Source organism: Streptomyces indicus, from assembly GCF_900100315.1.
GTDB lineage: Bacteria > Actinomycetota > Actinomycetes > Streptomycetales > Streptomycetaceae > Streptomyces > Streptomyces indicus.
In genome coordinates, this window is record NZ_FNFF01000001.1 from 893,320 (window position 1) to 906,162 (window position 12,843).

A 12,843-nucleotide genomic window follows, 5' to 3' on the forward strand; every position below is an offset into this window, starting at 1 on the left:
GCGCCCCCTGCGTCCGACCGGGCCCCTTTCGTACTTCCGTACGCCCACAGAGCACTGTGCTCCGCGGCAGCCGCCCCTACAGCACCTCGTCCACCCGCCGCAGATCCCGCAGCCAGGCCTCCGCCGTGCTGTCCGAAGGCGCCCGCCAGTCGCCCCGCGGTGACAGGGAGCCGCCGTGGGAGACCTTCGGGCCGTTCGGCAGGGCCGAGCGCTTGAACTGGGCGAAGGCGAAGTAGCGCTTCAGGAAGACCTCCAGCCAGTGGCGGATCTCCGGCAGGTCGTAGGCGCCGCGCTTGTCCTCGGGGAAGCCCGGCGGCCACGCGCCCGCCTTCACGTCGTGCCAGGCGTGCCAGGCCAGGAAGGCGATCTTCGAGGGGCGGAACCCGAAGCGCAGCACGTGGAAGAGCGTGAAGTCGTGCAGGGCGTACGGGCCGATCTTCGACTCCGTGGACTGGAGCTCCTCGCCCGGCACCAGCTCCGGGCTGATCTCCGTGTCGAGTACGGCCGTGAGCGTGGCCCCGGTCTCCGCGTCGAACTGTCCGCTGCTGACCACCCACCGGATCAGGTGCTGGATCAGCGTCTTCGGCACGCCCGCGTTCACGTTGTAGTGGCTCATCTGGTCGCCGACGCCGTACGTGCACCAGCCGAGCGCCAGCTCCGAGAGGTCGCCGGTGCCGAGCACGATGCCGCCGCGCTGGTTGGCGAGCCGGAAGAGGTAGTCGGTGCGCAGGCCGGCCTGCACGTTCTCGAAGGTCACGTCGTAGACGGGCTCGCCCTCGGAGAACGGGTGGTCCATTTCGTCGAGCATGAGGCGGGCCGTCGCCGTGATGTCCAGCTCGGCGGCCGTGATGCCGAGCGCGTTCATCAGCCGGTGCGCGTTGCCCTTGGTGTGCTCACCCGTGGCGAAGCCCGGCATGGTGAAGCCGAGGATGTCGGTGCGGGGCCGGCCCGCCCGGTCCATGGCGCGCGCCGCGACGATCAGCGCGTGCGTGGAGTCCAGGCCGCCGGAGACGCCGATCACGATCTTCGGGTTGCCGATCGAGGCCAACCGCTGTTGCAGGCCCGCGACTTGGATGTTGTACGCCTCGTAGCAGTCCTGCGCGAGCCGCTCGGCGTCCGCGGGCACGAACGGGTAGCGCTCCAGGCGCCGCCTGAGGCCGAGGTCCGTGGTCGGCGGGTCGAGGGTGAAGGCGATCTCGCGGAAGCCGCCGGTGCGCGCCTCGTGCACCCGCCGGTTGTCGTCGAAGGTGCCCATCCGCATGCGCTCCTGGCGCAGCAGGTCCAGGTCGACGTCGGCGACCGCGCGCCGGTCGCCGTCGGGGAAGCGCTCGGTCTCGGCGAGCAGCACCCCGTTCTCGTAGATCATCGTCTGGCCGTCCCAGGAAAGGTCCGTGGTGGACTCCCCCGGTCCCGCCGCCGCGTACACGTAGGCGGCCAGGCAGCGGCTGGACGCCGAGCGGCAGAGCAGCTTGCGGTCCTCGGCGCGGCCGACCGTGATGGGGCTGCCCGAGAGGTTGAGCAGGACCGTGGCCCCGGCCAGCGCGGCCTCGGCGCTGGGCGGCACCGGCACCCACATGTCCTCGCAGATCTCGGTGTGCACCACGAGTCCCGGCACGTCCTCGGCGCGCAGCAGCAGGTCGGTGCCGAACGGCAGCTCCTGTCCCGCGAGGCGGATCGTGCCGCCGCGCTCGTCGTCGCCGTCGGCGAGCTGGCGTCGCTCGTAGAACTCGCGGTAGGTCGGCGGGTACGTCTTGGGCACGACGCCGAGGATGCGGCCGCGGTGGACCAGGACCGCGCAGTTGTAGACGCGGTGGCGGTGGCGCAGCGGGGCGCCGACCACGAGCACCGGAAGGAGGTCGGCGGAGCCCGCCACGATCTCCTGGAGCGCCGACTCCACCTCGTCGAGGACGACGTCCTGAAGGAGCAGGTCCTCGATCGAGTACCCGGTGAGGGTCAGCTCCGGGAAGACGGCGAGGGCCACGCCTTCCTCCGCGCACTCCCGCGCCTGGCGCAGCACCGCGGCGGCGTTGGCGTGCGGGTCAGCGATGTGCGTATGACCCGTGCACGCGGCGATACGTGCGAAGCCCTGGCTGTAGAGGGACCAGAAGTTCAAGGCGCGCCTTCCCCGGCTCGACGGACTCGTTCTCGCCCCATCCTCCCTCCGACCTGCCCGGGGGCCCAATCCGGGGCGCCACCGGTGCGGCGGACACGAGGCCCGTCGGGCGGCGTGCCCCGGGTCGTGAGGCGGGGTGTTCCAGGTCGTACGGGTGCCCCGTGACGGCTGCGGGATTCGGCGGTGCACGTGCCTTGTGGGCCCGCGGGCGCCCCAAGTACCGTCTGGGACTTGCACGTTGGACGTCCTACGTCTGATGTCCGTTTGCGTCCGTACGCACCCGGCACAGCCCTGTTCGCACCCGGCACAGCCCTGTTCGCACTCGCAGAAAGGGACCACCCGCATGCCGGCACCGCATCGCGCACGACAGAGATCCGCTCCCGTGGGGTCCGCACCCCTGAGATCCGTACGCCTGAGGCCTGCACGTCTGAGATCCGCACGTCGGAGGCCCGCCCTGGTCAGCGCGGCCGCCGCGCTGCTCCTCCCCGGCCTGATATCGGCCGCCGCTCCCGACGTGCGGAGCGCGGCCGCCCCGGTCTTCGAGCAGCAGATCCTGTTCAAGGCCTCGCAGGACCCGGGCTACGCCTGCTTCCGCATCCCCGCCGTCGTGAAGACCACCAAGGGCACACTGCTCGCGTTCGCCGAGGGGCGCGTGAACGACTGCTCGGACGCCGGGGACATCGACCTGGTCCTCAAGCGCTCCACGGACGGGGGCCGCACCTGGGGCCCGCTCCAGGTGATCAACGAGGGCGACGGGGACACGCACGGCAACCCGGCCCCGATCGTGGACCGCGAGACCGGCCGGATCGTGCTGGCCGAGACGTACAACACGGGCCGCACCGACGGGAAGAACTGCGCGGTCCCCTGCGACCGCACCCCGCATATGCAGCACAGCGACGACGACGGTCTCACCTGGTCCAAGCCGCGCGACCTGAGCGACCAGATCCTGCCGGACCACTGGAACTCCTGGTACGCGACGGGGCCGCACCACGGTGTGCAGCTCAGCCGCGGCAAGCACAAGGGCCGCCTGGTGTTCGGCGTGAACACCGAGACCTGGGACGGCACCCGCGTCACGGCCAACCACGCGGCCCTGATCACCAGTGACGACGGCGGCGACAACTGGAGGATCGGCGCCACGGACACGTATCCGGTCTCGGCAAAGGACGGCACCTTCCGGCAGAAGCCGAGCGAGATGGCGCTCACCGAGCGTCCGGACGGCTCGCTCTACATCAACGGCCGCGAGCAGGACGGCACCGATCTCGGGCACCGCACGCACGCCGTGAGCCGCGACGGCGGCGACTCCTTCACCGGTCCGTTCACCACGATCCCCGACTTCTACACCCCTCAAGTCCAGGGCTCCACGCTCCAGTTCAAGGGCCGCATGCTCTTCGCCGGTCCCGCGGACCCGGACCGGCGGCGCACGATGATGGTGCGCTCCTCCTACGACGGCGGCCGGACCTGGGACAGCGTGGACCGCGGTACGCAGGTCACGGCGGACTGGTCGGGCTACTCGGACATGGTGCTCGCCGACGAGGACACGGTGGGCCTGATGTACGAGGGCGGCGCGGTGGACGCCCGTGACGAGATCCGGTTCGCGCGGTTCACCGAGGACTGGCTGAAGCCGCGCCGCGGGCCGGACCCGAAGACCGCGGACCGGGCGCGCGGAGCCGCGGACGCGGCGGTGCTCGGAGGCGCGCGCACCACACCGGGCCGCTTCGGCCGGGCGGTGGCCTTCGACGGCACGGACGACGCCGTACGTCTGCCGTTCCGGCGTGAACTCCCGCTCGGGACCGTGGACTTCACGGCGAGCGTCTGGTTCCGCTACGACGCCACGTCCGGCGAGCAGCCGATGCTCTGGATGGGCGGCGTGGGCACCAACCAGCCGCAGGTGTGGCTGCGCGGCGAGCCCGAGCAGAACCGGGTGAGCGCCCTGATCACCACGCGCGAGGGCATGACCCCGGTGCGGACCGCGGTGGCCCGCACCACCTCCGCGTACGACGACGGGCAGTGGCACCAGGCGGTGCTGCGGCGCGGGAACGGGGAGTTCTCGCTCACCGTCGACGGCGTGCGCACGGCGGTGGCCGACGTGCCGGGGTCGGTGAGCCGGACCTCGGGCTTCGGTGTGCACCTCGGCCAGAAGCTCGACTCGCGCGCGCACTTCACCGGGGCGCTCGACGAAGTGCGGGTGTACGACCGGCTGTTGACCGACGCGGAGCTGGCGGCCGCGTCCGGTCGCGACGCAATCCTGTGGCTGCCCATGGACCGGATCAGCGACAGGAACTAGCGTCGCCTTCCATGTCCGCCACGGGGTCCGTCAGGGGAAGGCCGGGTGCGCGCAGGCCGGGATCACGCTCCTTGCTGATCGTGCTGCTCGCCCTGGCCTGCGCGGCCGTGCTGCTCATCGCCCTGCCGGAGGAGGACCGGCAGGGCGGTGCGGCCTGCGAGGGCCGCACGGTCGCCTCGTGGAAGCCGGACGAGGCCACCACCGGGGAGTTCGCCCGCTACGGCAACGACGGGACGCGCCTCGACGACTGGACCGGCGGCGACGGCACGCACTCGGTGCGGCTGCCGAACGGTCAGATCCTCTGGCTGTTCTCGGACAGCTATCTGGGGCAGGTGCACATGCCGCCGAACCTCGAGGGCCAGCCGCACCACTGGCGGGACGCCGGCGCCCCCTTCGTGCGCAACAGCGCGGTGGTGATGTCGCCCTCGGGGCGGCTCGAACAGACCCTGCCCGCCCCGCTGTTCCCGGATCCGGCGCCGCAGCAGTGGCGCTGGCCGGTGGCGGCGCAGGTCGAGCCGCGCTCGCCGGGCTCCTCCGAGCAGGTGGTCCGGGTGCTGCTGTGGACACGGGCCGCGGCCCCCGCACCGTGGATCTACGGGGTGCCGACGGCGACCGAGGTGGCCACGCTCTCGCTGCCGGACCTGCGTCTGGAGGGCATCGTGCGGATCTCCGACCAGAGCTCGGTGCAGGATCCCTCCCGGCGGGTCCTGTACGGCACGACGGCAGTGCACGAGGACGGCTTCACGTATGTCTACGGCGGCAACGACGGGAAAGCCGCACAGCGTCCCGCCTCCCACGCCTATCTCGCGCGCGTCCCGAGCGGGCGCCTGGCCGAGCCCGACGCCTGGCGCTACTGGGACGGCGAGGGCTGGAACACGGCCGTCGGCAAGGCGGAGCCCGTGCTGGGCGACGGGGAGCGCAAGGGCGTGGGCTCCGCGTTCGCGGTGATACGGCAGGACGGGAACTGGGTGCTGTTCACGATGGCTCCGGGCACCGCGGGCCTGCGCACCATCCAGACGTACTGGGCCTGCGCCCCGCACGGACCCTGGCACGGACCGACCCGGGACTTCGCGCCGCCGCTGCCCGAGGACAGCGCGCCGCGCCAGGACCTCGCCGCGTACAACCCGCAGATCCATCCGGATCTCGGCGGCAACGGCTTGGCGCTCAGCTACGACGTGAACTGGCTGGACGCCGCCCCGCGCGTCGGGGAGACCCACATCAGCCGGAACGTGTCGCTGTACCGGCCGCGGTTCGTGCGACTGCGCCTGGAGGAGCCCCAGGAGTAGTCCCGGTGATCTCCGGTCCCGCGCGTCCGTCCAGGGCGCGGGCCTCCGGGTCACGCGCGCGCCGCTTGGCGATCACCGCGCAGACGATCAGCTGCATCTGGTGGAAGAGCATCAGCGGCAGCACGGCGAGCGAGGCGTGCGCGCCGAACAGGACGCTGGCCATGGGCAGGCCGCCGGCCAGGGACTTCTTGGAGCCCGCGAACTGGATCGCGATCCGGTCCGAGCGATCGAACCCGAGCCGCTTCGCCCCGAACCAGGTGACGGTCAGCATCACCGCGAGCAGCATCGCCTCCACGCCGAGCAGCGCGACCAGACGCAGCGGCGTCACCTGGCTCCAGATGCCCTCGACCATGCCGAGGCTGAACGCGCTGTAGACCACGAGCAGGATCGAGCCGCGGTCCACGTAGCCGAGCACCTTCTTGTGCCGGGCGATGAACGGGCCCACCCAGCGCCGCAGCAGCTGGCCCGCGACGAAGGGCACGAGCAGCTGGAGCACGATCTTCACCAGGGAGTCGGCGGAGAACCCGGCCTGCCCGCCGATCAGCACGGCCGCGAGGACCGGCGTCAGGAAGATACCGATGAGCGAGGAGAAGGAGCCCGCGCAGATCGCGGCAGGCACGTTGCCGCGCGCGATCGAGGTGAACGCGATGGAGGACTGCACGGTCGAGGGCACCAGCGTCAGGAACAGGAAACCGCTGTAGAGCGCCGGGGTCAGGACGTACGGGACCAAGCCCTTGGCGGCCAGGCCGAGCAGCGGGAAGAGCGCGAACGTACAGGCGACGACCGTCAGGTGCAGCCGCCAATTGCGCAGCCCGTCCAGCGCCTCGCGGGTGGACAGGCGCGCCCCGTACAGGAAGAAGAGGAGCGCCACGGCCGCGGTCGCACCGCCCGAGGCGAGGTCCGCGCCGGTGCCGCGCGCCGGGAGGAGTGCGGCGATCCCGACCGTGCCGAGCAGCGCCAGGATGTACGGGTCGATCGGCAGCCAGGAGGGCCAGGTGGGGCGTTTCACGTGCGTGGTGCTCCAAAGTGGGGGGCTGCTGGTGGTGCTCACGTGCGGGGTGGGCCGCGAGGGTCGGTCGGTTCGGGCGCCGGACGGGGTGGTGCCCGGACGCGGGCGGGGTTCCGGGACGGGTCGCCGGTGACGGACCACCGGGCCCGGAACGTGCCCTCTCCATCGTCCTCCTGATCACCGAAATCGGGAATCCTGCATACAGCACTTACTGTCATCACGCTCCGCGATAACCGTCTACGCTGGGCGTATGTACGACCCGGTGCATCTGCAGACCTTCCTCGCGGTGGCGCAGACCCTGAGCTTCACGCAGGCCGCGCGCCGCCTCGACCTGCGCCAGTCCACGGTCAGCCAGCATGTGCGGCGCCTGGAGGCGGCGGCCGGGCGCGCGCTGTTCACGCGGGACACGCACAGCGTGGAGCTGACGGAGGACGGCGAGGCGATGCTGGGCTTCGCGCGGTCGATCCTGGAGGCGCACGAGCGGGCGAGCGCGTTCTTCGCGGGTACGCGGCTGCGCGGGCGGCTGCGGTTCGGGGCCTCGGAGGACTTCGTCCTCGGCCGGCTGCCGGAGATCCTCGAGACCTTCCGGCACGAGCACCCCGAGGTGGATCTCGAACTGACGGTGGAGCTGTCGGGCACGCTGCACGAGCAGCTCGCGGAGGGCGCTCTCGATCTGGTGCTCGCCAAGCGCCGCCCGAAGGACCGGCACGGCGCGATGGTCTGGCGCGACGAGCTGGCCTGGATCGGCGCGCCCGGGCTGCGCCTGGAGCCGGACCGCCCTGTGCCGCTGATCCTCTATCCCCCGCCGGGCATCACCCGGGCCCGGGCGCTCGATGTCCTGGAGCAGCAGGGCCGCGCCTGGCGCATCGCCTGCACCAGCGGCAGCCTCAACGGCCTGGTGGCGGCGGCCCGCGCGGGCCTCGGAGTGATGGCGCACGCGCGCGGGCTCATCCCGCCGGGTCTGAGCCGGGTACGGAGCGGCGGGCTGCCGGAGCTGGGGCCGGTCGACTTCGTTCTGCTGCACGGGCGGCACCGCGGGGCCGGGACGCAGGAGGCGGCGCAGGCGCTGGCCCGGGCGATCCTGGCGGGCGGGGACCGGTTGCGGAGCAGGGGCTGAGTGCCTCCCCCTTCCCGAAGGCCGAGGGGAGGTTCCCGTCACACGCGCCGGAAGGGCCCCTCCCCTTCCCGTACGCCCAGGAGCTCGCCCTGGTCGGTCCACAGCGCGCGTGTGCCCGTCCGGTACAGGCGTGAGCCCGCGGGCCCGTACGGATCGGGGGCGAACCGGGACGCGGGGACGCCGCGGCTGGCCGTGATCAGATGCGGCCCGGTCACGTACAGCTCGCCGGGCACACCGGGCGGGCAGGGGCTCAGGGTCGCGTCGAGCACGTAGGCGCGGGTGTTCCAGGCGGGGCGGCCGAGCGGGACCGGGCCGAGGGCGTCGGGGCGGCAGAGGTGGTGGGTGACGGCCCCGGTGCCGTGGGCGTGCCCGAACAGGCGGTGCAGGTCCGCGTCGGGAAGCCGCCGTGCGGCGTTCCGTACGTCCTCGCGGGTGAGGACGTCTCCCGTGCAGATCACCTGGCGCAGGGGCGGCGCTTCGCCCGTCGTCGCGAGGTGCGGCAGCAGGCCGCGCAGCAGTGAGGGGTCCATGTGGCAGCTGGTGACGCCCCGTTGGTGGAGCGTGCGTGCGAGCCGCGCGGGCTCGCGTGCGTCGCCGGTGACGACGGCCGCTCCGTGCCGCAGGGCGCGCAGGGCCTCGGCCACGTCCTCGATGCCGGCCGTCAGGAACAGCACCCGGTCGCCGGGGCCGACCGGCGCGACGGACTGGAGCCAGCGGACGCGGTGGTCGAGCGCGGAGTGCGGGACCACCGCGGCGGTGCGCGGGCAGACGGCGGCGGCGTGCTGCGGGGTGAGGGCGCGCGGCGGGTCGATGCTCAAGTAGCCGTTCTCCGGACCCAGTTCGCGCAGCTCGGTGACGGCGGCGGGCGCGGGGCCCGGCACCCATGCGCCGCCCGACTTGAGGACGGCGAGCACACCGATGAGCGTGTCGGTGACCGAGGGAAGCGCCAGGCGTACCGCGCGGCCGGGCCCCGCCCCGTAGGAGATCAGGCGGCGGGCGACGCGGTTGGCCCGCGCGTTGAGCTCCCCGTAGGTGAGGCTGCCGCGGGCCGTCACGAGCGCGGGCGCGTCCGGGGTGCGGGCGGCCTGCGCCTCGAACGGGCCGATCGCGGTCGTGGGCGGTACGGGGTGTGCGGTGGCGTTGAACTCGTGGACGACCAGGGCGAGTTCGGCCGCGGTGGGCGGGGCGTGGACGATCCGCGGCAGCTCCGCACGGCTGAGCGCTACGGTCACCGCTCGGCCCCGAGCAGCGGCGCCCAGACCTCGATGGCGGGCCGTTCGGCGAGGTCGGCGAAGGAGGCCGTGATGCCGAACTCGCGCGCCCAGCGCTCGCGCAGGGTCATCAGACGCACCGAGTCAAGGCCGTAGTCGACGAGGTTCTCGTCCTCGGGGATGTCGGCGGGTTCCTCGCCGAGCACGTCGGCGACGTCGGCGCGGATCCGTTCCACGGTGAGTGCGGCCATCGGTCAGGCTCCCTTCGGCGCGTGGCCGACTGTGGCGGCGGCCAGGACGCGGTCGGTGGTGGTGACGACGGCGCACTTGCCGGCCGCCCAGGCGAGCGCCATGTCATGGTCGGCGCGCGAGAAGTCGGCCACGGCGTCGGCGACGACGAAGGCCTGGATGTCCCGCATCCAGGCGTCGCAGGCGGACATGAGCACGCCGATGTGCGCGTACACGCCGGTGATGACCAGTTGGTCGCGGCCGCGCAGCCGCATCCGCTCGTCGAGGTCGGTGCGGACGAACGCGCTGTACTTCCACTTGGTGAGCACGGTGTCCCCCGGCTCGGGCGCCACCGCGTCGGCGATGGCCTTCGCCTGCGGGTCGTCGGGCAGGCCCGGCCCCCAGAAGTCCTGCTGGAGTCCCCGTTCGCCGGGCGACTGGCCGCCGGGCTGGGCCGAGTAGACCACGGGGATGCCGAGCGCACGGGCCTGCCCGGTCAACTGCCGTACGTTCGCCAGGAGTTCGGGAACGGGCGACTGGTCGGGCTTGAACGCGCGCAGGAAGTAGTTCTGGAGGTCGTGCACGAGCAGGACGGCACGGTCCGGGTCCACCGTCCAGCCGACCCGGTTGGCGGGCAGTTCCTCGGCGGTGGGCAGGGAGTAGGGGGTGATGGCGGGCAGCGCCATGGGAGGGGCCTTTCGACGGTGCGGGGCGGGGTGGGCTAGGCGACGCCGGGGCCTGGATCTCCGGCAGCGCTGCTGCGCAGGTCCTTCTTGGAGACCTTGCCGATGCCGGTCTGCGGGAAGGCGTGGACGAACGCGACGCGGTCGGGCACCTTGTAGGCGGCCAGGCCCCGTTCGCGCACGTACTTCTTGATCGCGACCGGTTTCAGGCCCGGGTCGGCGCCGGCCCGCAGGATGACGTAGGCGCAGGTGCGTTCGCCGAGGTAGTGGTCCGGCACGGCGACCACGGAGACGTCGTGGACGGCGGGGTGGCCGAGGATGACGTTCTCGACCTCCTCGGCGGCGATCTTCTCGCCGCCCCGGTTGATCTGGTCCTTCGCCCGTCCCTCGACGACGAGGTGTCCGGTCGCGGTCCTGCGGACCACGTCGCCGGTGCGGTAGAAGCCGTCCTCGGTGAAGGAGCGCTTGTTGTGCTCGGGCGCGCGCCAGTAGCCGCGGATGGTGTACGGGCCGCGCGTCAGGAGGTGGCCGGTGCCGCCGGGCTCGACCTCCCGGTCCTGGTCGTCGACGATCCGTATCTCGTCGTCCGGGGAGATGGGCCGGCCCTGGGTGGTGACGATCGTCTCGTACGGATCGTCCAGGCGGGTGTAGTTGACCAGGCCCTCGGCCATGCCGAAGACCTGCTGGAGGGTGCAGCCGAGCGCGGGCCCGACCCGGCGCGCGGCCGCCTCGCTGAACTTGGCGCCGCCCACGAGGAGTACCTGGAGGCTCGACAGGTCGTGCCGGGTGTCGGGGGCCGCCTCGGTCCAGACGAGGGCGAGCGGCGGCACGAGCCCGGTGAGCGTGACCTTCTCGCGCGCGATCAGCGGGAAGGCGGTGTCCGGGTCGGGCGCGGGGCACAGCACGACCCGCCCGGCGGCGTACAGCGTGCCGAGTGAACCGGGGCTGCTGAGCGGGAAGTTGTGCGCGGCGGGCAGCACGACGAGGAAGACGGAGTCCTCGGTGACGCCGCAGATCTCGTTCGATCCCCACAGCGAGTAGAGGTAGTCGTCGTGGGTGCGCGGGATCAGTTTGGGCACGCCCGTGCTGCCGCCGGAGAGCTGGAGGAAGGCCAGGTCGGACGGCTCGGGCTGCTCGTACGCGAAGGCGTCCGGGTGCAGGGCGAGGTCGCCGAGGGCGGTGTGCGGGCCGGCCTCGCCGACCACGAACACGTGCTGGAGCGTGGGCACTTCGGCTTGGACGCGCGTGGCGAGCTCGTCGTAGGCGAAGCCGCCGAGCCGTGTGTCGGGGATGATGTACGCGACCGCTTCGGTGAACGCGCAGAAGTAGCGGATCTCGGTGTGCCGGTGTGCGGGCAGCGCGAAGACGGGCAGCGCGCCGATCCGGAAGAGCGCGAAGACCACCTCGAAGAACTCGGCGACATTGGGCAGTTGGACCACGACGCGGTCGCCCTTGCCGATGCCGTACGAGGTGAATCCGGCGGCCAGGCGCCGGGCCCGCTGGTCCAGCTCGCCGTAGGTCCAGGCGATGTCGCGCGCGGGGTCGCTGACCGCCACGCGGCCGGGGTGTGCCGCGGCACGCTCGGCGAGCATCTGGCCGAAGGTCTCGCCGCGCCAGTAGCCGGCGGCGCGGTAGCGCTCGGCGAACTCCTCGGGCCACAGGGGTGCGTCGGGGTGGTTCATCGCGCGGCTCCCGTGACGCCGCGGTCGACGCCCACGGCGTCGAGGAAGGTGCGGAACTTCGCGCCGGTCTCTGCGGTCTCGGCGGCGGGCGAGGAGTCGGCGACGATGCCGGCGCCCGCGTACAGGCGGAGCCGGTCCCGTTCGGCCTCGGCGCAGCGTATGGTCACCACCCACTCGCCGTCGCCGCCCGCGTCGCCCCAGCCGACCATGCCGGTGTACAGGCCGCGGTCGAAGGGTTCGAGCTCGCGGATGACCTCGCGCGCGGTGGCGGTGGGGGTGCCGCCGACGGCGGGGGTCGGGTGCATCGCGTACGCCAATTCGAGGGCGGACACGGCGGGTTGGCGCAGGGTGCCGGTGACGGTGGTGGACAGGTGCCACATGGTGGCGGTGCGGATGAGCGTGGGCTGCGCGGGCACGTCGAGCTCGCTGCAGTACGGGGCGAGTGCTTCGCGTACGGCGTCGATGACCACGGCGTGCTCGTGCAGGTCCTTGGCGGATTCGAGGAGGGCGGCGGCCCGGCGGACGTCCTCGGCGAGGTCGGCGCTGCGCGGGGTGGAGCCGGCGAGCGGGTTGGCGGTCAGGGTGGTGCCGCGGCGGGCGACGAGGAGTTCGGGGCTGGCGCCCAGGAGGGTGCGGCCGGGTCCGGCAGGAACGGCGAAGGTGTAGCCGGAGGGGTCGCGGCGGGCGAGGCGCTGGAGCATCGCGGGGAGGTCGAACTCGCCGCCGGGGGCGCGGAGTTCGAGGGTGCGGGCGAGGACCACCTTGGCGAACGCGCCCGCCTTCATACGGCGTACGGCCTCGGCCACGGAGGCGGCGTACGTCTCCGGCGCGGGCACCGGCAGCAGGTCCCAGTCCCCGGAGTGCGGGGCGGGTGCGGGCAGCGCGGTGAGCGGGTCCTCGCGCAGGGGCGGGGCCCAGTGGGCGACCTCGGGCACGGCGAGCCGCGCGGGCGCGGCGGGGTCGAAGGGCACGGCGCCGACGACGAGGGGCGCCAGGTTGCCCGCCCGTCTCTGCGCGGTGAGCGTCTCGGCCACCCGCAGGGGCAACGGCCTTGCGTCGTGCGGGACTTCGGCCCTGGTGCCGTGCGCGAGCAGGGTCCGCGTGGGCGAGGCGAAGAACCGGGCGTCGCCGGGCGCGTAGGCGTCGAGCAGCCCGGTGGCGGCGCCGACGATGCTGTCGGCGTCCTCGGGGGTGGCCGGCGCCTCGTGTGCCGTGGTCACCAGTGACTCC

Annotated in this window: 10 protein-coding genes and 1 pseudogene; 3 read left to right on the forward strand and 8 right to left on the reverse strand. The window is 72.9% G+C overall.

Annotated elements, in window-relative coordinates; translation table 11 throughout:
- Positions 1 to 76: 76 nt before the first annotated feature.
- Entirely contained in the window at positions 77 to 2,113 is a 2,037-nt protein-coding gene (locus BLT97_RS04005; protein WP_093607212.1) for an NAD(+) synthase, read from the reverse strand.
- Between the two features lie 408 nt (positions 2,114 to 2,521).
- A pseudogene (locus BLT97_RS39060) lies at positions 2,522 to 2,674 on the reverse strand (hypothetical protein); the annotation flags it as partial.
- Here BLT97_RS39060 and BLT97_RS04010 point away from each other — a divergent pair.
- Together BLT97_RS04010 and BLT97_RS04015 are read left to right on the forward strand one after the other, a co-directional pair.
- Positions 2,628 to 4,397, forward strand: coding sequence for an exo-alpha-sialidase (locus BLT97_RS04010; protein WP_425442640.1), 1,770 nt, complete (start codon positions 2,628 to 2,630; stop codon positions 4,395 to 4,397). The pseudogene BLT97_RS39060 and the gene BLT97_RS04010 overlap by 47 nt on opposite strands.
- A gap of 71 nt (positions 4,398 to 4,468) precedes the next feature.
- Complete coding sequence (locus BLT97_RS04015; RefSeq protein ID WP_425442641.1) at positions 4,469 to 5,683, forward strand: DUF4185 domain-containing protein; 1,215 nt, start codon at positions 4,469 to 4,471, stop codon at positions 5,681 to 5,683.
- On the opposite strand, the gene BLT97_RS04020 is transcribed toward BLT97_RS04015, so the two are convergent.
- A complete protein-coding gene (locus tag BLT97_RS04020; protein ID WP_093607215.1) occupies positions 5,616 to 6,692 on the reverse strand; it encodes a bile acid:sodium symporter family protein in 1,077 nt (358 codons plus the stop codon). The genes BLT97_RS04015 and BLT97_RS04020 overlap by 68 nt on opposite strands.
- A 250-nt stretch (positions 6,693 to 6,942) precedes the next feature.
- Between BLT97_RS04020 and BLT97_RS04025 the strand changes: the two genes are divergently transcribed.
- Positions 6,943 to 7,809 (forward strand): LysR substrate-binding domain-containing protein, encoded by an 867-nt coding sequence (locus tag BLT97_RS04025; protein WP_093607216.1) that lies wholly within the window; start codon positions 6,943 to 6,945, stop codon positions 7,807 to 7,809.
- A gap of 38 nt (positions 7,810 to 7,847) precedes the next feature.
- Here the strand turns inward: BLT97_RS04025 and BLT97_RS04030 are convergent, their stop codons facing one another.
- The 5 genes from BLT97_RS04030 to dhbC are packed head-to-tail and all read right to left on the reverse strand — an operon-like array spanning position 7,848 to position 12,833.
- On the reverse strand, positions 7,848 to 9,041 hold the full coding sequence (locus tag BLT97_RS04030; RefSeq protein ID WP_093607217.1) for an AMP-binding protein: 1,194 nt from the start codon (positions 9,039 to 9,041) through the stop codon (positions 7,848 to 7,850).
- Positions 9,038 to 9,271, reverse strand: coding sequence for a phosphopantetheine-binding protein (locus BLT97_RS04035; RefSeq protein WP_093607218.1), 234 nt, complete (start codon positions 9,269 to 9,271; stop codon positions 9,038 to 9,040). Before BLT97_RS04035 ends, BLT97_RS04030 begins: the two co-directional genes overlap by 4 nt.
- A gap of 3 nt (positions 9,272 to 9,274) precedes the next feature.
- Complete coding sequence (locus BLT97_RS04040; RefSeq protein WP_093607219.1) at positions 9,275 to 9,934, reverse strand: isochorismatase family protein; 660 nt, start codon at positions 9,932 to 9,934, stop codon at positions 9,275 to 9,277.
- Between the two features lie 35 nt (positions 9,935 to 9,969).
- Positions 9,970 to 11,613: a (2,3-dihydroxybenzoyl)adenylate synthase gene (locus BLT97_RS04045; RefSeq protein ID WP_093607220.1), complete on the reverse strand. Its 1,644-nt coding sequence runs from the start codon at positions 11,611 to 11,613 to the stop codon at positions 9,970 to 9,972.
- Positions 11,610 to 12,833 carry an isochorismate synthase DhbC gene (gene dhbC / locus BLT97_RS04050; RefSeq protein ID WP_093607221.1) on the reverse strand — a complete coding sequence of 408 codons (1,224 nt, stop codon included), beginning with the start codon at positions 12,831 to 12,833 and terminating at the stop codon, positions 11,610 to 11,612. The genes BLT97_RS04045 and dhbC overlap by 4 nt, the downstream gene beginning before the upstream one ends.
- Positions 12,834 to 12,843: the final 10 nt, after the last annotated feature.

Excerpts from the sequence above, each read along its gene's own strand:
- BLT97_RS04025 (WP_093607216.1), top strand. The coding sequence starts at position 6,943 with ATGTACGACCCGGTGCATCTGCAGACCTTCCTCGCGGTGGCGCAGACC.
- BLT97_RS04045 (WP_093607220.1), bottom strand. The coding sequence starts at position 11,613 with ATGAACCACCCCGACGCACCCCTGTGGCCCGAGGAGTTCGCCGAGCGC.
- BLT97_RS04035 (WP_093607218.1), bottom strand. The coding sequence starts at position 9,271 with ATGGCCGCACTCACCGTGGAACGGATCCGCGCCGACGTCGCCGACGTG.
- BLT97_RS04040 (WP_093607219.1), bottom strand. The coding sequence starts at position 9,934 with ATGGCGCTGCCCGCCATCACCCCCTACTCCCTGCCCACCGCCGAGGAA.